The 20,589-nt window shown below is 46.9% G+C and carries 14 protein-coding genes; 5 read left to right on the forward strand and 9 right to left on the reverse strand.

Annotation, left to right across the window (positions count from 1 at the left end):
• Window positions 1-258: 258 nt before the first annotated feature.
• Window positions 259-606 (reverse strand): YtxH domain-containing protein, encoded by a 348-nt coding sequence (locus RDU59_08710; protein ID MDQ7838558.1) that lies wholly within the window; start codon window positions 604-606, stop codon window positions 259-261.
• A 271-nt stretch (window positions 607-877) separates the two neighbouring features.
• Between RDU59_08710 and RDU59_08715 the strand changes: the two genes are divergently transcribed.
• From RDU59_08715 to RDU59_08725, 3 genes are all read left to right on the forward strand, one after another.
• Window positions 878-2,563: a hypothetical protein gene (locus RDU59_08715; protein MDQ7838559.1), complete on the forward strand. Its 1,686-nt coding sequence runs from the start codon at window positions 878-880 to the stop codon at window positions 2,561-2,563.
• A gap of 271 nt (window positions 2,564-2,834) precedes the next feature.
• On the forward strand, window positions 2,835-4,766 hold the full coding sequence (locus tag RDU59_08720) for an aconitate hydratase (protein MDQ7838560.1): 1,932 nt from the start codon (window positions 2,835-2,837) through the stop codon (window positions 4,764-4,766).
• 14 nt (window positions 4,767-4,780) lie between these two features.
• A complete protein-coding gene (locus tag RDU59_08725; protein MDQ7838561.1) occupies window positions 4,781-6,682 on the forward strand; it encodes a SurA N-terminal domain-containing protein in 1,902 nt (633 codons plus the stop codon).
• Window positions 6,683-6,697: 15 nt separating this feature from the next.
• Here RDU59_08725 and RDU59_08730 read toward each other — a convergent pair whose 3' ends face one another.
• The gene (locus tag RDU59_08730) at window positions 6,698-8,932 is read right to left on the reverse strand and encodes an ATP-binding protein (protein MDQ7838562.1); all 2,235 of its coding nucleotides are present in this window, start codon (window positions 8,930-8,932) and stop codon (window positions 6,698-6,700) included.
• A 107-nt stretch (window positions 8,933-9,039) separates the two neighbouring features.
• Window positions 9,040-10,008: a phosphate/phosphite/phosphonate ABC transporter substrate-binding protein gene (locus RDU59_08735; protein ID MDQ7838563.1), complete on the reverse strand. Its 969-nt coding sequence runs from the start codon at window positions 10,006-10,008 to the stop codon at window positions 9,040-9,042.
• Between the two features lie 189 nt (window positions 10,009-10,197).
• On the opposite strand from RDU59_08735, the gene RDU59_08740 reads away from it, so the two are divergent.
• Together RDU59_08740 and RDU59_08745 are read left to right on the forward strand one after the other, a co-directional pair.
• Window positions 10,198-10,479, forward strand: coding sequence for an AbrB/MazE/SpoVT family DNA-binding domain-containing protein (locus RDU59_08740; GenBank protein MDQ7838564.1), 282 nt, complete (start codon window positions 10,198-10,200; stop codon window positions 10,477-10,479).
• Window positions 10,424-10,828: a type II toxin-antitoxin system VapC family toxin gene (locus RDU59_08745; protein ID MDQ7838565.1), complete on the forward strand. Its 405-nt coding sequence runs from the start codon at window positions 10,424-10,426 to the stop codon at window positions 10,826-10,828. The genes RDU59_08740 and RDU59_08745 overlap by 56 nt, the downstream gene beginning before the upstream one ends.
• Before the next feature lie 608 nt (window positions 10,829-11,436).
• On the opposite strand, the gene RDU59_08750 is transcribed toward RDU59_08745, so the two are convergent.
• The 6 genes from RDU59_08750 to vsr are packed head-to-tail and all read right to left on the reverse strand — an operon-like array spanning window position 11,437 to window position 20,505.
• The gene (locus RDU59_08750) at window positions 11,437-13,464 is read right to left on the reverse strand and encodes an AIPR family protein (protein MDQ7838566.1); all 2,028 of its coding nucleotides are present in this window, start codon (window positions 13,462-13,464) and stop codon (window positions 11,437-11,439) included.
• Between the two features lie 4 nt (window positions 13,465-13,468).
• Window positions 13,469-14,488 carry a PD-(D/E)XK motif protein gene (locus RDU59_08755; GenBank protein MDQ7838567.1) on the reverse strand — a complete coding sequence of 340 codons (1,020 nt, stop codon included), beginning with the start codon at window positions 14,486-14,488 and terminating at the stop codon, window positions 13,469-13,471.
• Window positions 14,488-17,286 (reverse strand): Z1 domain-containing protein, encoded by a 2,799-nt coding sequence (locus RDU59_08760; protein MDQ7838568.1) that lies wholly within the window; start codon window positions 17,284-17,286, stop codon window positions 14,488-14,490. The genes RDU59_08755 and RDU59_08760 overlap by 1 nt, the downstream gene beginning before the upstream one ends.
• Window positions 17,283-18,827 (reverse strand): ATP-binding protein, encoded by a 1,545-nt coding sequence (locus RDU59_08765; GenBank protein MDQ7838569.1) that lies wholly within the window; start codon window positions 18,825-18,827, stop codon window positions 17,283-17,285. Before RDU59_08765 ends, RDU59_08760 begins: the two co-directional genes overlap by 4 nt.
• Before the next feature lie 20 nt (window positions 18,828-18,847).
• A complete protein-coding gene (dcm, locus tag RDU59_08770; protein ID MDQ7838570.1) occupies window positions 18,848-20,092 on the reverse strand; it encodes a DNA (cytosine-5-)-methyltransferase in 1,245 nt (414 codons plus the stop codon).
• Window positions 20,089-20,505: a DNA mismatch endonuclease Vsr gene (vsr, locus tag RDU59_08775; protein MDQ7838571.1), complete on the reverse strand. Its 417-nt coding sequence runs from the start codon at window positions 20,503-20,505 to the stop codon at window positions 20,089-20,091. The genes dcm and vsr overlap by 4 nt, the downstream gene beginning before the upstream one ends.
• Window positions 20,506-20,589: the final 84 nt, after the last annotated feature.

Consider the following 20,589-nt stretch of genomic DNA (forward strand, 5'->3'; position numbering starts at 1 on the left):
CATTGCTAACGATAATAATCGTGGGGATATTTGTCAAGAGACAAACCGGGTTTACGGTGGGGACTTAATAAAAGATCAAGGCTGAAAGCCTGAAGCCCAAAGCTCAAAGGAAGTTCAAATGACAAATGTCATCCGCCTCCAGCGGACTCCATTTGAGCTTTGGCATTTGGCATTGATTTGAACTTTGGGTTTTATCATTTAAATTGGCGCAAGGCGTTTTTACCTGCGGCTATGCCGCGTTGTGTGCCCCGTCGCCAACTATTTTTTTACCATTTTCAAGATTTTTGTCTTTTGTTCTTCAAATGATTTCTGACCTTCCTCTATGGCCCCAAGCAATTTTTTCTTCACATCTTCGGTCAGGTCCTTCCCGTGGCCGACGACATCGGACAATAATTCGCCTACGTCATAAATCACGTTCTTGACCGTATGGGCCGCATCTTCGGCCACGTCTTCAGCCCGACGTTTGGCCTTAGTAGCAATGCGGGCGATATCTTCCCGCGTCCTTTTGCCTGATTGAGGGGCAAGCAAAAGGGCCAGACCGGCGCCAACAATTCCGCCCAGCAAAAAGGCTCCGATTATCTTCACTTCTTTATTGGTATCATCCATAAAATATAACCTCCTTTGTACACTTAACTCCTTTTTTTATATTTTAAATTTAAAGGAAGTAATAATGCAAGGAGAATAATTTGGCGACTGGAGTTTTCTATTTTGTATTTGACTTCCGAAAACGTTTGTAGTAATTCACACGTAAAATGAATTCTGATTCATTAACCTTAACCGGATCAGGTGAGTTTTTATTTTAAGAGGGGGTTATATGTTTTTGAGATGTGCGCAAGAACATAAAACAATCGTCGCTCGCAGAAATGGGCTCAGAGCTATGGTGGCGTTTTTGATGATAGCCGCCGTTCTGATATGGACTATCCCGGCCCTGGCTGAGGAACCCAAGCTTTCGGACCTATTACTGGAGGTCAGAAAACTGCGTGAAGAGGTGCAGGAACTGCGAGGAAAAGTGGCGGAGTTTGAGAAGAAAGAGGTCACGACCCAGGAAAAGGTAACACAGGTTGAGAAGAAGGCCGAGGCGGCCAAAGAGGTCAGCGATAAGGTGGCCAAAAAGGCCAGTCGTGACCGGATCAACTGGGGCGGGGAATTCCGGGTGCGTATGGTATCCGAGCGGGCGGAGACGACGCAGGGTTTTTACGGAGCCGGCCAGCCTACCAGCGACAAAAAATACAAGAATGAGACCGGGTTTCCGATGCGTCTGCGTCTGAATTTTGATGCCCAGGTGGTGCCGGATATGGTGGACCTTTACGGCCGTCTGACTATCAACAAAAGGTTCGGCACTTACGCCACGTGGCCGGACCAGGACCCCCTGGACAGCGTCAATTCCTTCCATTCCGGTATCGGCAGCGATGTATCCACGCGTGTAGAACATATCTACGCGAAGTTTAACGTCCCCAAAATAAACTCCAATTTCTATGCCGGGCGCCTGGCCGGTATGGATGGCCCACCATCACGCCAGAATGCCCCGTTCCCCCGTGTTTTTATAGATTCTGAAGTAGATGGGGTCATGTGGGAGTACAAACTTCCCGACACCACCTTGGACAAATGCTGGTCGCCTCTGGCTATACCGTCAGAGGGGACAGAGAAATTTCCGGTGGGCAAGGGACCTCTGGGCTCCTATGGAAAGAAAGTTAAGGAAGGTAACAGCCTGATCTTGTCCTATGCGAAGTATCGTGACATGGGTTTTACAAATCCCAAGGGTTCAAGCACCGGGAGAGATCTGCTCGGTTTGGAAGGGCAGGGGCCGGATACGGATGTTTATATCGCCCAGGGGCAATTAAAACTGGCCAGGGATACTGTGCTTGTAGTCAGCGGCCTCTATATGCCTGACTGGTATATGCCGAGGTATTCCTTTGATACCGCCGGTTCTTATAAATGGAGTGAGACCTATACCAGTTCCGACGGGCTAAAAAGGTTATTTATCCCTTATTTTACTACCTATTATTCCCTGGCCGGCGCTTATCTGGATACCCAGATATGGAAGTTTCAGGTCTATGGGGCGACTTACTTTAATGAATTTAGTTGTCCGCCTCACTCCTGGCGGACACAGACGAAAGATCCGGCTACGGACGCCTGGACAACTACGGCAACGAATTACTATTCAGGCGAGAAATTTAACGGCTATGCCTGGTGGGTAGGGATGAATACCGGCGATGCCATTGCCCCCAACCAGCAGTTATGCGTGGAATTTTTCCGGGGTGATGACAACTGGATCAACCCCTTAAACTACAGGGGATTCAGACGTAAGGGGTCCGTTAACAACGCGGCCAACAATTACTATTACAATCCATCTTTTATGACAGATACAGTGGTCGTGGGCTTCTACCCTGTAAATGCCCGGATATGGGATATCTATTATGATTACTACCTGACCACTAATTGCCGGTTCCGTCTGGGTTATATGGACTTTAAATTCGACACCCCCGACAAGACTTCGCCTATCGGAGCCTCGGGCTATGAACGCCATTATTGGCCGTACATCGAAGTTAATTTAAGTTTTTAGATCTGACTCACCCATAGTTCTCTGAACGAACCGCTCCGCCTGTCCCGGCCGGGCGGTTCTTTTTTGTGGCGGTCGTTGATAAATTTCCCTTTTGGTGTTATGTAGAAAATCTGATTTGTAAGTGTGTTCAGCCACTAAGACACAAAGGCCCTAAGATCACTGAATAGTTTTCTTAATACTGAAACTCTTTTCGGCAATAAATTAACATTCTTCCTTCGTGTCTTGGTGACTTAGTGGCTGAGTATCTACAAAAAGTGAGGAATTTTTGCGTATGTATTTATCTGTAGCCGAGAAGATCATAAAACGTCACCTGGTAGATGGGGACTTGACGCCAGGGGAGGAGATAAGCCTGCGTATCGACCAGACACTGACCCAGGACTCCACCGGAACTATGGCCTATCTACAGTTTGAGGCCATTGGCCTCCCCAAGGTCAAAACGGAACTTTCCGTAAGTTATGTCGATCATAACACCCTGCAGGTCGGTTTTGAGAATGCCGATGATCATCGTTTTCTGCAGAGCATAGCGGCCCGGTATGGTTTGTACTTCTCGCGGCCTGGTAACGGCATCTGCCATCAGGTCCATCTGGAGCGTTTTGGCGTGCCCGGGAAGACGCTCCTCGGTTCGGACAGCCACACGCCGACCGGCGGCGGCCTGGGGATGCTGGCTATCGGCGCGGGCGGCCTGGATGTGGCCCTGGCCATGGCCGGATATCCCTTTCACCTGGTTATGCCCCGGATTGTACTGGTCAGGCTGACCGGGGAAATGGCTCCGTGGGTCACAGCCAAAGATGTTGTCCTGGAATTGCTCCGGCGGGTCACGGTCAAGGGAGGCGTGGGAAGAATATTCGAGTACGGCGGTGACGGCATAGCACATCTATCCGTACCGGAGCGGGCCACGATCACCAATATGGGCGCGGAGACCGGGGCTACTACCTCCGTCTTTCCAAGCGATGAGGTCACCCGGGCATTTCTGAGGGCGCAGGGGAGGGGAGATTCTTTTGCTCCGCTGGCGGCTGATGAAGGCGCGGTCTATGATGAGGTCATAGAGATAGACTTAAGCCGGCTGGTTCCCCTGGTGGCCCGGCCGCACATGCCGGATCAGGTCTGTCCGGTTTCAGAGTTGCAGGGTTTAAAAGTTGACCAGGTGGCCATCGGGAGCTGCACCAACTCGTCTTATAAAGACCTGGCCACGGTAGCGGAGATCTTAAGGGGTAAGACGGTTCATCCGGGAGTAAGCCTGGTCATCTCGCCGGGCTCCCGGCAGGTCTTGGCCATGCTGGCCAGGAAGGGCTATTTGAGTGACCTTATTGCCTCCGGCGCCCGGATTCTGGAGAATACCTGTGGCCCCTGCATCGGTATGGGGCAGGCCCCGCCCACCGGCGGGGTAAGTCTCCGTACCTTTAATCGCAACTTTGAGGGGCGTTGCGGGACAAAGACCGCCTCGGTCTATCTGGCCAGTCCGGAAGTGGCCGCGGTCACGGCCTTAACCGGGGCGCTTACCGATCCCCGGACCCTGGGTGAACCGGTCAGGGTAGCCCTCCCACGACGCTACATGATAAATGACAGGCTTATTATCCCACCCCTGGAGCCTTCCAGGGCTGAGGGAGTAGAGATTATCCGCGGGCCTAATATCCAGGCCCTGCCCGGACGGGAGGCCCTGCCCTCTGAATTGACCGGGCTGGTCCTGATTAAACTGGGCCACGATGTTACCACCGACCACATCCTCCCGGCCGGGGCGAGTATTACCGCGCTCCGCTCCAATATTCCGGCTATTTCCCGCTATATCTTCAGCCAGGTCGATCCCACCTTTTATGACCGGGCAAGGGAGGCCGGCGGCGGGTTCATTGTCGGGGGCATGAATTACGGCCAGGGCTCCAGCCGCGAGCATGCCGCCCTGGGGCCCATGTACCTCGGCATAAAGGCCGTGCTGGCCCTGTCCTTCGCCCGCATACACCGGAGCAACCTGATTAACTTTGGCATATTGCCCTTGGTGTTCCTGAAAAAGGGGGATTATGATTCCATTCAGGCGGATGATCGTTTGGCTATCCCGGATATCAGGAAGCAGATCCTTTCTGAACAACCGGTCCGTATTATTAACGAGACGCAGGGGCACCATTTTATGGTCAACCTGACTGTCCAGAAACGGGAGAGGGATGTCCTTCTGGCCGGGGGGCTGCTCAATTACGTCCGTGAGACACTGTAGGGAGGAAAGGTTATATGCTCGACTTTATGCGTAGGCACACCCGTGCCTGGCTTATCAAGATCATCCTGGTGGCTGTCATCCTGGTCTTTATATTCTGGGGTGTGGGCACCATACGCGCCCGGCGTGCCGACATGGTGGCGGAAGTAAACGGCCTGATTATAACCAGGGCTGATTACCAGAGGGCCTATAATAACGCCCTGAAAAACTATCAGCAGATCTACGGGGACGCCCTGTCCGGGGACCTGCTTAAGAAGATGAACCTGGATAAGGTGGTTCTGGATGGTATTATAAAGGACGTCCTGGCACAGGAAGGTGCGGCAGGTCTGGATATCCGGGTGAGCGATGAAGAGATCAACGAGTATATCCGCAGTATGCCGGTATTCAATGAAGGAGGCCGGTTTAGCGAGGAAAGGTACCGGGGGGTTCTGGAAAATGCACGCATGACCCCGGCTGCCTTTGAAGAGGATTTGCGTAAGGAGCTTCTCTGGGCCAAGGTGGCAGATACGCTGGGCCGGTTGGCCAAGGTATCGGATGACGAGGTCTGGAATGCCTTTCAGTACGCCAATCGCCGGATAAATCTGGCCTATATCCCGTTTACGGCAGCGGCTTTTAAGAACCAGGTCAAAGTAGAGTCGCCCGCCCTCCGGCAGTATTTTACCGGCCATCAGGAGGATTATCGTGTGCCGGCCCGGGTGCGGGTGCGGCTGGCCCGTTTTCTTTTCAAGGACTATGCGCCTAAGGTCAATGTGTCGCCGGCAGAGGTAGAGAACTACTATAAAAGTAATACGGAGGCATTTAGAGAACCGGAAAGGCGAAGGGTAAGCCATATCTTTTTTGCCCTGAAGCCTGCGGCGACGGATGAAGAGATAGCCAGGACCCAGACCAGGGCCGAAGAGGCACTTAAGAAGGCCGGATCCGGCGAGGATTTTGCCGCGCTGGCCAGGCAGTTTTCCGAAGACAAAAGCGCCCTCAGGGGTGGAGACCTCGGATACTTACGGCAGGGGACTACGGATCCCTCTTTCGAAAAGGTGGTTTTTTCCCTGGAAAAGGGAGGCATCAGCCCGGTGGTGAGAAGTAAGGCCGGGCTGCATATTATCAAGGTGACTGAGGTCGTCACCTCCGCGGTAAAACCCTTGGCCGCAGTGGCTGCGGATGTCAAAAGGGTCCTGACCGAAAATAAGGTCCGGGAGTTCGCAATGGCCGGGGCGGCAAGGACATACGAACAGATTATACGCTCAGGCGGTCTCGATAGATACGCAAGGGTGCAAAACCTTCCTCTGACAGAGACCGGCTTTTTTTCTGAACAGGATGAAGTGGATGGAGTAGGCCGCGAGGCAGGCTTTAACCGCGCTGCCCTGGCCCTGAAAAAGGGAGAGGTAAGCTCTTTGATTAAACTGCCCCAGGGTTATTTTGTCTGTGAGGTTATGGAGAGAAGAGAGTCATTTATACCAAAATTAGAGGAGATCGAAGTAAAGGTAAAAGCAGACTTCACGGAGAATCAGGCTACAAAACTGGCTGAATCAGAGGCCAGTAAATTTATATCCGGCCTTAAGGGCGGGCAACAATTTTCTGATCTGATTCGCAAATACGGATTTTCGGTGCGCGAGACCGGGTATATAGCTCCAACCGCCCTTTCCGGTAATGAATTTCCGTTCGCAAGGTCCGCGCAGGAACTGTCCATGCTGACACCGGCCCATCCGTATATCCAACAACCGGTTAGAACAGGGGACGCCTTTTATGTTGTGAGCCTGGCCGGCACTAAAGAGGCCCCGAAGGAGCTTTACGAGACGCAGAAAGATGCCATAAAGGAAAAACTTCTACTTATGCAAAGGGACGTCATCTTAAAAGGGTGGCTGGACGGGTTAAAGAAGAAGGCTGAGATCGAGTATGGCGAGGAATTTGAGAAGTACCGGTAAGACCGTTGGAGGATTTTAACCCGGAACGTCTCCTTTTCTGACCATGCTCAATACCCTGCCCAATTCTTCTATTTTGTAGGGCTTGGCTACGATACCACTGAATCCGTAACTCCTGAAGTCGGCCATAACCGGATCGTTGGAATAGCCGCTGGATACAACCGCCTTGACGGCAGGATCTATCTCCTGTAGTTTCTTGATAGCGTCCTTACCACCCATTCCTCCCGGTATAGTCAAATCCATGATGACTACATCAAAAGGCCTGCCTGACGACCTCGCTTTTATATACAGGTCTATCGCCCCGACGCCGTCTTTGGCAAATTCCACCGTGTATCCCATGTGTTTCAACATCTCTCCGGCCACGTCTCTGACCACCTCTTCGTCGTCCATCAGGAGCACCATTCCTTCTCCTCCGATTATCTCCTCCTTTGGCTTTCCTCCAGCCACCATCCTTTCAGCAGAAGCAGGCAGATAGATAGAGAATTTCGTCCCAACCCCCAACTCAGATTCTACATCAATATATCCATCATGTTGTCTGACAATAGAATAGGTAATGGCGAGCCCCAGGCCGCTGCCTTTTTGTTTGGTAGTGAAATAGGGATCAAATATCTTCTGAAGATGTGCCTTCGATATACCGATCCCCTCATCTTCAATAGATATTTTTACATATGCTCCTTCTTTAAGTGGCAGACCCTGCCCGGCATCCACGATTATATTTTCCGCCCCTACCTTAATTGTCCCGCCCTCCGGCATGGCCTGGAGGGCATTGATAATCAAGTTGTTGATAACCTGGTTTATCTGCCCCTCATCCACGTCAAGCGGCCGGAGGTCGGCCGGGATGGAAAAATCACACTGGACATTGGAACCGGTCAGCGCAAACATGACGGAATCCCTGAACAGTTCTGTAATCGAGGCTGCCTTCTTGACCGGCGCTCCGCCCCTGGAAAAGGTGAGCAGGTGTTGGGTCAGATCCCTGGCCTGCAGGGCCGCTTTTTCCGCTGCGGTTAACCTCTTGAAGGTTATGTCTTCGGATTGCATATGTATCATAGCCAGACCGATATTGCCTAAAATTCCGGTCAAGATGTTATTGAAATCATGGGCAATACCACCCGCCAGAATGCCCACTGATTCGAGTTTCTGGGCCTTCAGGAGATTTTCTTCCATTTTTTTGCGCTCGGTGATATCTCTGGCGGTAGAGACTATATGTATGGTCTTACCCTCCCTGTCCTTTCTTACCGAGGCGCTGATAAGAACGGGGATCTCTTTGCCGTCTTTGGCCTTATAAAGCGTCTCACAATTTCTTAATTCACCTTTAGCGATGAGTTCATCCAATCCTTCTCCCTTGAGGGGTGCGTCTCCCGCGAGAATCTTATCTGCGGGCCACCCAATTATCTCATCTGCGCTGTACCCCAACATATCCAACGTGGCCCTGTTCACCGTCTCTATCACTCCTTGCGCATCGATTACGATCAGGGCATCAACGATGGATCTTATAATATTGTCCGTATAGCCCTTGGCCTCTATCAATTCATCCCGGGAGTTTTTCAGATTGGTGGACATCTGGTTAAAAGCAGAGGCCAGTTCGCCTATCTCGTCCCGGGATATGACCTCTATTTTTGTGTTAAAGCGGCTGCCGGCGATCTCATGGGCTGCCTCCTTTAGTTTGATAATGGGTTTTACTAACTGTCTGCTGTAAAGTATGTTGAAAAGGCCCCCGACGATTATGCCGCCCATGGTTACCAGGATTATCTGCCTAATGCCTTTCGCCGTGGAGGTCTCTATACTTTTTAAGGAATAACCGACTTGGGCCACTCCAGCCACCTCTGATCCCACCATAACCGGGACGCCGATGTCATATAACCGGCCTTCTGTGCCGGAATCGGTGATCCTAATATACGGCCTGCCTGTGGCAAGGACATTATCCGGAACAGGGACTGCGTCCTTAATTACCTTGCCTACCCTGTTAAGATCGTTATGGACCCTCACCCGGCCTTCCTTATCCATGACCATGGCATAGACTACGTAATCCTGCCTGGAGATAGTATCGATGTAGTCCATAGTGTGAACAAATTTATCTGTAATAAATGCCTCCCTGCTTTCCTCGGCCAGGGTATTGGCTAGAATGAGACCCTGTTTTTTTAGCTCTTCTTTAAAGGTTTCAACTTCGCGTCGGATGGACAGGAAGGCAATGGTCCCGGTAACAGCGACTATTATTACTGTAAAGGCAAGGGCTAATTTTGTCCTAAGCTTCATATCTCACGCCGAAAGTCAGTTCTGGGGAGCTAATGAGGTACGCCATAATCTATCCCCGCCTCTTTTATTACTCCGGTTTTTCATTACACGGGTCCAGCGGGCTGATATCACCGTACGGGTATCGAATACTTACGAACCAGGTTATCGATGCGTGACAATTCCTTGCCGGTAACGGCTATAAATCCGCTCCATTCGCACTCTTTCAGGACTTCTTCAGCCAGGGGGCTTCGGGGTCCTATTTTTAATAAGGCATTCCTGACCTTTTCCACCACCTCCCTGTCCACATCCTTCGAGGCCGCCAGCATCCAGCTCGGTAAGGGCACGGTATCGGCCACAATCCTCAGGTCAGTTTTAAAGTTGAACCTCTTTTTACCCTCCGGCCCCTCCACAAAATCTTTACATACGGCGCCGGCATCGTATTCCCCTAAAAATACGGACATGGCGTTATCGTCACAGTCCCCGCCGAACTCATGGCCTTTCAGGTCACGTCCGGGATCGATCCCGGCCTCTTTCAGGGTGATGTATGCGCCGGTGAACTTTGGCGTATTATGCGGGGCGCCAAATAAAAACGTCTTGCCTTTTAAATCGCTTAAGCCTTTAATAGAGCTATCCGCTCTGACGATGATTACCCCCCTTTCTTCAGTCTCCCCATCTTCCGATACGGCGATCGCCAAGGGATCAAAAAGAGCAATCTTTTTATTGTGCACGTATATGGAAAAGGCGTCCTGCAGGGTAAATGCCGCTGTATCCAATGCCTCATGAAAATCTTCTTCTGTTTCCAGGACAACCAGCTTTATATTCAGTCCGGTCTCCCTTGATAGATAATCTGCCAGCGGCGTAAACATGGTAAATGTATCCGGGGGACTCCAGCAGGGCTGGACAGCCAGTCTGAATACCGCTCTTTTGTCTCCCGCCGTTTCTGAGGCCGCTTTTTTCCCGATGGCCGTCTCTTCGTTTTTAGTACACCCGCCGGCCGTTAAGATTCCAATGAAAAAAAATATAAAAAAGCCTGTTATTGCCTTGGCCATCTCCATGCTTTCCCTATACCGTTTTTGTCCGATTTTTCTCTCCTGCATGTGGTGGGGCCCCTTTGGCCGGCTTATTGTTCCGGTTAGTCAATAACAATTCTACTGTTTAATTATCAGGCATGGAGCCGTAGATTGTCAACGAAAATTGACCCCTTCATGGTGTTCAACAAAATCTTGACATACAACCCTGCAAAAGTTAAACTTTTATTTAGTTCAACTTTAAAAGAGGTAACGCCAATGCCTATTGTAAAAACCTCGGCCAAAGGACAGATCGTCATACCGGCAGCAATCAGGAAAAAGCTTAAGATAAAACCCGGCCAGAAGGTCAACCTGACCCTTGTGGAAGATAAGGCGGTCATCACCCCTCTTCCAGAAGACCCAATCAAATCCTTAAGGGGTATTCTGAAAGGGAAGCCTTCCATGACCAAGGCATTATTGGAAGATAGAAAGAAAGAGGTTGAACGTGAAGAAAAAGACATTGCTCGACTCCTTCGCCGTTCTCGCCTGGCTCCAAAATGAGAAAGGATCGCAACAGGTGGAAGACCTTTTGTACCGGGCTCAGGGAGGCAATGAACAGGTTATATTGAATATTATCAACCTGGGCGAAATCTTTTATCGCTGTGCCCGGGTGCAGGACATCTCCTTTGCCAGGGGAATTCTGGAAGAGATCAGGCTCCTTCCGATCAGGATTTATTCCTGTCCTGACGATCTGGTTCTGACGGCCGCAGAAATCAAGGCCGGCTATCCTATGGCTTACGCCGATGCATTCATTGTAGCTACGGCTTTAAAAGAAAACGCTACCATAATTACCGGCGATGCGGAGTTCAAACAAGTGGAGCATCTGGTAAAGATCGACTGGTTGGGCTGACCCGGATATTATTGACTTAGGCTATTTCAAAAATGCTACACAAAAGGAGTAATAATTCACCGGATGCACGAATTACTGCGTATGGAATATACCGACTACACTGCTATCCCTTCAAATAAATACAAGCTCAAGCTTCCGCAAGCACCGGCCAAGGCCCCTAATCAAAGTCTTTGAAAAAACCTATACCTTGGATGTCTGGTGTGCCTACAAGCATGGGTCTATCCAGAAGCCTATTGCCTTCTTCACACGACGTCTAAGGGAGTAATGCGCGTCCATATATCCGTTTACTGAAGCCGGAATATCCTTGACCATCCGTTTGATTTCATGATATTGCTCATCTATTCTCACTCAAAGACAGGCCAAAAATGAAAACGCAGCCGGGATACAGGAATCCGGGTTGTCTCAGAAAGAACTGGCCCGACGGGTAGGAACATCCCCACAGCAAATCAGCCGCCGGAGGCGAGACCATGAAATTATTTGAAAGATGGCCCGGTCTCTCACGGCTTGAAGGCTCCCAAGTTACTGAATTACTTAAGGGATTGTCCCAGAATACTAACATTGCGACCTGTGAGGGGCTTTAAATGAAAAACTCAATGTTTAAGAGAGCCTTATGCCGTCTTGTCAGGACTATACTGCCAACCACGAATCTCCGCCTCTTCCCAAGCTTTTTTGCAGGGAATACTCAGTGCAATGCTGGGCTCTTTCCCTTTCCGAAGAAATTTTCCCATATTAAAGCACTGACTGCGCGCCTTCGGTGTCAGAAAATTGCGGTCCTTAAGCCACTTAGATAGGGTAAACCACGCCTCATCATCTTTACTTTTGCAGAATTCAATTGTTTCTGCTTCGCTTGAGATATTCGGGTTATATTCTGATTTTCTGCTTCCAAGGATATACTCATCCCGTACGTTTGCTGGAAGCGAAAAATTTTTCTCTTTCAGTCTGTTCCAGCACTCTTCCCTTTTGCAATACTCCGTTACATTCTGTTGTGTGTCACGAATATGATTATTTACAATTTGTGATATGTGTTCCAATACATCAAGAATCGAATCGCTGACTATCTGTTTCTGCCAAATCTTTTCAATATCAATCCGCAAATCTGTAAGGTGGAACAACCATGATAAGCTATAAGAAACAATGTTGTGATGATATCCTTGGAAGCCCTGCCTGCGAACGATCTTTTCCATAGAATTCCAGAGTATAAGTAAGCCAACTGTTTTTTTGAAAAAAGAAACCCAGTCTTCTTCTTTTTGTTCCCTCAACCATTCATTGAACCGTCCAAAATTTTTCTGTCCTCCCAAGCTAACTACATGTGGAAGTCTAAGGTATGTGTTCCAAACTTTTCCGAACTTGATCTTATCAAACTTCTGGTTTTTAGGTCTGAGAGCATCAAACTGACGTTTTTGTGCGGGAGTTCTGGCATTCAGATTCCTGAATTCTTCGTAACTGCCACGGGCACGTTCGTAGAACCAATAGGTCTGCTGGGAACCTCCGGTAGGGTCAGGCGCTAAGATGTTGTTAGAAATATTCTGGATTTCCGGATGAGGTGCCTGATTTGCAGCAAGATCAGCCAACTGAACTTTATTCTGGGTATTTGAATACTCACTAATCTTAGGTACAATTTTGGGTATATCTTCCGGATTGTTTATAACTGTCAATTTCATCTGAACAAATATATTGTCAATATTTGCCCTATCTTTCTTTCTGGAATGATAAAGGGATGCTGTGGTCTGTCCGCCATTGACGATTTGGAAATCTTCGGCACTAACCAGTCCGAATCCAGCTTCTGAAGATGTGACTTCAACACTTCTGGCAAAAACCGTAATGCCATTGTTATAAGCGCAGAACATATCTGGTTCCTTAAGTATGGTCTCTCTGATTCCCTTGTTGACATTGCCGCGAGCTGAAAGAAACACTCTCACATTCATATCGAGCATTTTGATTCCCCATCTGGCATACATATCAGCAAGAGCTGAGCCAGGAATAAATCCAAGATAAGTAGAATAGTGGTCTGTTTCATTTTTTTTTAATACACATGGCAATGGTCCACCGCAGTATTCCACAAACTCAATAGTTATCTTCTCTCTTTCCCCCGTTCGATAAAAATGGCATGTTCTTTCAATATCCCAGACGGTACGGATAATTTCAATACCATCAATCTCATCAATATCCGCAGGTTTTTTTTGAGTTATTCCGTCTGTAATAACAACAATTTTTGCAGTCCGGATATCATCTTTGCATTCCGATATAAGTGTGGCAAGTTCATGTGCCTCATTAGAGATATCAATTTTGTTATATAAACCTTTAAGACTTCGCGTCAAAAAATTTGTCGCACTTTTGAATAAAGAGTTGATTTCATCATTAGCAACTTTGGCTTTTGACGGATCATCATGATCCAAGAAGTGTGATACGATTAGTGTAATATCCTTAAATTCATCATCATAATGGTAACCGTCGACTTTCATGCCTTTGCTCTTGTATGGACAGGGAACCAGACTCTCTATTTCTCCATATTCCTCCAGAATATTCCCCATTTTTTCAACAAAGACTTCTTCTCTGAGTGCCTCATAGGCATGAGCTTCAGCCCTTATTTCATCATGAAAGTCTCTGGAGAAATCAATCACTTCATTGGCAATCATCCCATTATTCCCTGATTAAATCAAAATATTCAGAAAATTCACAAACGAAATTTCCACAAGATGCAACCACAACAGTATAATGAAGATCACCAATGCCCTGCGGCACATCTGTTATGCGTGGGGAGCCCTCTCTTATACGAAAAAGCTCTTCTTTAATGGTTGTATAGCTGCTGGTGTAGAGATTTGTATGAATATCCAGATATCCGGCCTCTCTGAGTGACTGTTCAAAAATATAGGCAACGGGTTTTCCTGAAAAGATGCTTCTCAGAGACAGAACAAGATCGGGCAAGGTTTCGCCGCCGCCGCCTGATTTTCTAAGAGTAATTATAAGCAAATGCAAAGAGTTTAATCCTCGGTCATCAAGCTGACGCTCGTTATTAATCTGAACTTTGCGCGGTTCTTTTGTCATTGTTGTTTTTACTTCTACGACGTGACCTTTTATTTCAAAATCGTGGTAGTTGCGTCTGCAGCCCTTCCATGAATTAATAGCGGCCAAATACTCAGTACTTGCATGAATCATACGCCGAAGCCACCAAAGCTCACCATACAAACCGCGCTGTTCTTCTGATGAAAGCCCTTCCTGTCCGTATTTTTCAAAGAAGCTGCTCCATCTTGCGAGAAAGTTCGCAATTTCATTCCGCCGGCTTTCATTTGACAAGCAGCCATTGAGTGCCCGAATAAGATCATCACACACAGTTACAAAAATATCTCTGTTTTCTCTTTGCTCGAGAAAAAGTCTAATGTGAAGGGTATTTTCCTTGGGAACATCCAGAGTTAACGTCTCAAAAGCCATTCCTTTCCACTTCGGATATTCGACTGAAAAAGAATCTCCTGCGCACCCAATCTCAACAAGTAATTCCCATACATTACCAGGGGCCACACAGCCAAGCCTGATCCCTGTTTCTGTCTCCAGGTCAAGACGGCGATATACTCGCTGATGAGATCCTGTGCCAAGCAGCAAAGTTCTCTCTAATTCTTCCCACAATTGCCTAATACGAAAATCTACGCGGTCATCTGATCCCATCAGTACTCCTCCATGTAGACCGGTCCGGCCCAGTACTCAATGGGTACAGCGGTATCACTAAACGGAAAACTGATGGCAAAACCAACCACTTCCTGATCGGTTAACCCATAATTATTCTTTGGATTGTCAATATCCTTGCAGGCGGGAAGATATATTAGGATAAGTCCTCTTGTCTTCGGTCTGACAGCTCGAATGGCCAAGGATGTCGGAAGCCTGTCCGATCTCTGCTTTCCCCGGGATCGGTCAAATTCCGAAGCCCTTTCAATTTCTGGCGTCGAGAGGTCCAATAATTCATCGGCAGGACTTGTCAGAGTCCCTATGGATATTTTGTCAGAGAGAACTTCAAGAGGAGTTCTCCTGACACATCCGATTGTATATTTTCCCAGATGATACTTATGCTCTGCGTCATGCAGGATATTGGAAGCAATAATCACATGCCAGTCAACGAGTTCGTCGTTCTTGTTCTGCCTCTCAATGAAATCAGCAATCCGCGCAGGATCAACAACTCTTTTTGCGACATCCTGCGTAGCGTAACTCCTCAGAAAATTCAGTACGGGGGCTGCCTGAACTTTTTCCCAGTGATATCTTGGCTTTTCTGGATCTATATCTCTCGAACAGTCCCTACCAATTTGCTGGACCAGTGTCTGAAGTGCTCTCCGGTTGTTTTCAAGATGTCGTGGATCGAATACAATTGTTTTGGGGAATTTGCCAGAAAATGAAATAGTGAGTTTCTCCGCATTTCTCGACTTGCCAGCCGAGGTCACTGCAAGTCTGCCCGGATGGCTTCTTGCCTTTAGACCATAATTTTCAGGGGTACTATTAATGGCGACCATATATTCAAGCTCGTTGCGTAACTCCTGATTTGCAAGTGCTATATGACGGTACCACTCTGCCAATTCCTCCGTTGTGTATATTCTGCAAAGGTCATTATATCCTTCCCTATAACCAAACCATCGTCCCATTTGCATGAGTGTATCATACATACGGGAAGCTCTTAAATAATATGAGATTGTTAATCCATCCAATGTAAGCCCTCGGGAGAGTTTGTCGCCGCCAATGGCTATTACACTAATGCCCCTGTCTTCCCAAGATACATTCTCGCCTCTTTGAATTTTTTCTCTTGTCAGAGCATCCGCTTCCCTGTAGTCCAGAATATCTCCTATTTCTCCGTTTATACCCTTAACCTTAACCATTTTGGCAGTATTGAAGAGTTCTCTCTTAATCTCATTCCATGAAGGAGGCACTGCTTCGCTGAAGCCCCTTGTTTCCATATCTAATGAAGTTGGAACAATATCAGTTTCCCAGATTCTCTTAAGGTCAGATAACGAATCCGAACCAGACATAATTCTGGCAATAAGTTTTCGCAATTCTTTTTCAACTAGATCCCTAATCTGCCTTTGCACTGCAGTGAAGCGGGTAACATGTATAAGCATGGAGTTATGCACGACACCTTCTTTCCTGATTCTTCTCGCAGCGCTGACGAGCAGAAAACATTTGATGGCATCTAACATCGATTCGGGCAGATCATCAACCCTCAGGTCTTTCTTGTGAGTGTCAGGAATTTTTCCTGAATGATCTCTTACATATCTGATCAACGGAAGCGGGTCAATGCTTTCAATCCCCTGCTCAGAATCTCCTGTGATTCCGAAAAGATAATCAGGACCGATATAGTTTGTGGGCTGAGGCAAGCTTATGATGAAGTGCCGTGGGAACAGATCGTCCCCATACCTCGGGTGATAATCATCTTTGTGGATGAAAATGTTTGCATATGGAGTCGCGGTATATCCAACATAAGCACTTTTCTGAAAACCAAAGAGCAGGGTTCTTATTTGCTTATTTGTTTCGGTTGGATTCCAATCCTCAATAATCCCATTTTCGTCTCTTTCCGGTTGTTTTGTGTTAACAGACGCGAAATCACACTCGTCATCAATTAGGAGCAATGGGATATCAGGGACTACCCTTCGGTTCTCAATATCTATCGTGCCGGGAAGACTATTAAGCCAGCTGACAAGGTTCTTAAGAATTGTCACATTCTTTTTCATAATTAAAACAATCGGATCACCTGTCAGAGACGGAATTATCCCTGCTTGAGCAGCTACTGCTCTACTAAAGTCTCCATTTTGGCTACTGCTTGTAAGCGTGTTAACAATTCTGTGGTCAGAAAATATTCTTCTGACACCTATACGCCTTTCCTGTCCGGTAAGCCTCTGGATTCTATCAAGATCATAGCCAAGAAGCTCTTCGTTTAGGCGATCCTGAGTTTGACTGCGAAGACTATTATGTATCCCTGTCAGTACGACAATAAATTTATAGCCTGCATCCAAGGCCTTACATATGAGAGCAGTATAGTTAAGGGTTTTGCCCGACTGTACACTACCCATGACCATACCTCTCCTGTCCCACGTTCCCTCGCGAGAAGGATCTTCTAACCGGCTTATTATTTCACTTGTAAATCGGTCAAGGCTCTCGACTATGCTTGCTGTGCGGCCTTTGTAATTAATAAGGTATGTTTTAAGGTGATCCCAGAAATGCCACTGAAATTCCCTATTGATAGACATATTTGTTGACACATTAAACCACTCTTCATGTCCCTCACTGTCTTCAAGCGTAAGGAATGAACCATCAATTGTTACAGTATGAATGCTTTCAATTTTGGAGAAAAGCTTTGCCTCGTCAATTTGCTCCTCCGGGAATGCAATGATCATTCTGCTGATAAAGTTTCTTATCTCTTCAGGTGTTACCTTTTTGTTGGCAAAATACGCATACGAAAGTTGAACAATCTGATCAAATGTATTCATTTCTTAAACCTCTCATGGGCATGATCATCTAAGTATGCCCTGTAGGCAGGATGAGTACTGAAAATATCCATGCCACAGAGTATATCAGCGGTCTGCGCATGAGTTTTCCCCTCTCTGCGATATTTGTTGTAAAGAGCAAAGCAAATTTTAAGCAATTCTTTGGGCGGCAGATTCATGTCCGCCGGCAGGTCAGCATGGCAATCTTCATGTTCCAGCCCGTCCATGATAATGAGTCGATGGGGAACCGTACTTTCGATGACATGAAAGAGTTTTTTTGCCCAGCCCTTCTTATTGTCAACTTCTTCAAGAATTATTTTAATCACAGAGTTGTCCTGATTTATCTTGTAGAAAATCTTCTCCCCTATTTTCTTTTTAATCCACACGTCATCTGTTTGTGGCAGAATTCCCCTCTTTCTTACGGCACCAGTTCTTGCCCTGTACACTTCCGCAGCCTTCTGCCGTGTAGCCTTTGCAATTCTCAGTAATTCTGCTTTTAATCGGTCAGGAGGTATTGCAACTGCCTTTCTGACATCAATAGACCATTCATGATCCATATCGTTTGTAATGTTAACTTTTATCCTTGCCAGCTTATAGTGTTCTTCTGCTTTCAAATCAAAGTTCAGATATCCACCAGAAATGATCATCCTGCGATTACGGTAAACATAAAAACCCTGCTGCGCATTCCAACCTTTTGGTCCTGAGCCATGAGTGCTCTCAGATTCACTTCTTTTAGATACGTGAGGCAAAACATAGGGAATTACTGAAACCTTACTATCTTCATATTTTTCAGAAGAAAGCTCCTGAGTAAAATCATTTTTTCTAAGATATGGATCCCAGGGTTCACATTTAGCCACGCCGAGAAAAATATTTATCTTTTTTGGATGATGTTCAAGGTACTGATGAAAAACCATTTCAAGATACTCCTTAACAGTAATGAATTTGTCGAGAAATGCCTCCTCAGCGTTATAAGTGGTTGTCTCAGATGTCTCATCAATACGATCAAGATTCCGCCAAAGAACAATTGTTCCACTCCCGAGTTCATTAATCCCTGAAAGAAGATTCATGGCATCAGTGGGCGGAGTTTTGCCTAGGAGCCAGTTACGCGCTGTCTGAACTTTGTCGAGATCCCAGAATCTGGTCGAGATTTTGCCATCTTTCGTTTTTGTCATGACAGTTAAAAGCTTGCATTGAGAAAAAGATGCTGTCTTTAGCCCTAACCCGAATCTTCCTAAGTCTCTTAAATCCCGTTCTTCCAAGGGGCTTTGAGTTCCCAGCCTCATAGCTTCAACCAGCCGATCTTCTGTCATTCCTGTTCCATCATCCGTAATACGAATCCATGGGTTACCATCATTCCATGCGTATTCAATCCAAAGATTTTTTGCACCAGCAAAGATACTGTTATCAATAAGATCAGCAACAGCCATGCTGAGGTCATAACCAAACGCCCTCAGTGAGTGTATCATTGCCTCAGCCCGGGGCGGACATTCTTCGAAATTCTCTTCGGCGTATGCTATTTCTGTTCGTGGAGGCTTTGTTTTCATAAATCCCTGTCGCTTACTCATCACCTCAGATGCACGACAAGCTTTTTGGCAATTTTTTCTATCATGAGAGGAGGAACAGCGTTCCCGATTTGCCTGTAGGCAGGTGTTCTGATTTGCCCCTCCCTGGTCCCCTCGAAATAATAGTCGTCAGGAAAAGATTGCAGCCTCGCGGCCTCCCGCACCGAGATCGAGCGGTTTTGTTCTATGTCTGGATGAATGTAGTAATGACCGTCCTTTGCAAGATGAGCCACAATAGTCTGAGAATACGGCATGTCTTCAACCACGACCTTGAATCTGTCAGTGAATGATTTTCTGTTCTTGTGAGTCTTAAGTTTTTCCGGAAGATCATTGTAGTCAAGTCGTATCCTGTCTGTGTTCCACTTCTCGACGGTGATTCTGTAAATCTCCTTGTCCTGTTCAGTATGCGGCCTTGTGACATGCTGGGTCAGAACATCAATTCCATTCCTTATTTTTGCAAAACGAAGATAATCGTTCATTGTTTCAGTGTATCGGAGATATTTGTCCTTGCCGTCTCCTGCCTGTAATTTAGGCAGGTCACTGAATATCGAGTTTACCTTATATTCGAAATTGACCCGGCCAGCCAATTCACCGATCGAAGGATTGAGGTCTTTTTTCCACCCTATTATTATTAGTCGCCTTCTGTTCTGAAGCACCCCGAATTCGTTCGCGTTTACAATAGACGGTTCAACAATGTACCCGAGCCGTCTGAAATATCTCTGAATGTTCTTGAAATATTTGCCATTTTCGGCGGATAACAGCCCGAGCACATTTTCAAAAACAAACAATCTGGGGTTGTATTTCTTCAGAAACCTCCCGTACTGAACGTACAGATAGCTTCTCGGGTCTCCCTGCATTCCATTTTCATGACGTGCCCGACCTACTACAGAATATGCCTGACATGGAGGACCACCCACGATAACATCGATATCCTGTCTCTCAGCCAGTTTTTCAATGATCCGGAAAATCTTCTGATTATTTTGGTCACCAATGGGAAGATTTATTACGGATTCGAGAATGTGAGGAGGAATGAATGAATAGAGCTCATTCCTGCTTATTTCACCCTTAAGATATTTGACATAGACATCGGCTTTATTATTCTCTGTTAGGTAATAACAGGACAGTCTTGTTTTGAGGGTATAACATGCAGCGGGATCCACTTCTACATGTGCTACAGGTTCAAGGCCAGCCCTCTTAAACCCTTCTGAAAAACCACCTGCCCCCGCAAACAAGTCAATGTATCTCATTTCCTCAGTCTCATTGCTATCTGGTTCAGGGTTCTTTCTCTGTTCTTTGGTCTTAATCTGCATTCAAAAATAGTCAGGATTTTCCAGCCCAGCTTCTTTAATTTTGTCGTGTTTTCAGCATCAACCTGTCTGTTCCGGTTAATTTTCTCAATCCACCATTTGGTGCGGGTTTTTGGTATCACAAAATATTTGCATCCCTCATGACCATGCCAGAAGCATCCATGGATAAATATAACTGTTTTGTATTTTGGGAAAACAAGGTCAGGCTTGCCAGGCAGTTTAGCATCATAAAGTTTATATCGGAAGCCTTTTCCGAAAAGGAACTTTCTTACAAGGATTTCCGGCCCTGTGTCTTTGCTCCTGATCCTTGACATATTGAAGCTTCTGGTTTTTCTGTCATGAACATCTGTCATAAAGGATATTCTCTAACCAATCTGGAGAAGAATCATAATAGGTTAATTCAGGTATTTTTGTCAAGAATCACTAAAATATGGCGG

The sequence above is a fragment of the Thermodesulfobacteriota bacterium genome, from assembly GCA_031082315.1.
Lineage (GTDB): Bacteria > Desulfobacterota > QYQD01 > QYQD01 > QYQD01 > QYQD01.

Coding starts and splice junctions, on each gene's coding strand:
- RDU59_08760 (MDQ7838568.1), bottom strand. CDS start 17,286: ATGAATACATTTGATCAGATTGTTCAACTTTCGTATGCGTATTTTGCC.
- RDU59_08735 (MDQ7838563.1), bottom strand. CDS start 10,008: ATGCAGGAGAGAAAAATCGGACAAAAACGGTATAGGGAAAGCATGGAG.
- RDU59_08720 (MDQ7838560.1), top strand. CDS start 2,835: ATGTATTTATCTGTAGCCGAGAAGATCATAAAACGTCACCTGGTAGAT.
- RDU59_08710 (MDQ7838558.1), bottom strand. CDS start 606: ATGGATGATACCAATAAAGAAGTGAAGATAATCGGAGCCTTTTTGCTG.
- RDU59_08750 (MDQ7838566.1), bottom strand. CDS start 13,464: ATGATTGCCAATGAAGTGATTGATTTCTCCAGAGACTTTCATGATGAA.
- RDU59_08730 (MDQ7838562.1), bottom strand. CDS start 8,932: ATGAAGCTTAGGACAAAATTAGCCCTTGCCTTTACAGTAATAATAGTC.
- RDU59_08715 (MDQ7838559.1), top strand. CDS start 878: ATGGTGGCGTTTTTGATGATAGCCGCCGTTCTGATATGGACTATCCCG.
- RDU59_08765 (MDQ7838569.1), bottom strand. CDS start 18,827: ATGAAAACAAAGCCTCCACGAACAGAAATAGCATACGCCGAAGAGAAT.
- RDU59_08725 (MDQ7838561.1), top strand. CDS start 4,781: ATGCTCGACTTTATGCGTAGGCACACCCGTGCCTGGCTTATCAAGATC.
- vsr (MDQ7838571.1), bottom strand. CDS start 20,505: ATGACAGATGTTCATGACAGAAAAACCAGAAGCTTCAATATGTCAAGG.
- RDU59_08740 (MDQ7838564.1), top strand. CDS start 10,198: ATGCCTATTGTAAAAACCTCGGCCAAAGGACAGATCGTCATACCGGCA.
- dcm (MDQ7838570.1), bottom strand. CDS start 20,092: ATGAGATACATTGACTTGTTTGCGGGGGCAGGTGGTTTTTCAGAAGGG.
- RDU59_08755 (MDQ7838567.1), bottom strand. CDS start 14,488: ATGGGATCAGATGACCGCGTAGATTTTCGTATTAGGCAATTGTGGGAA.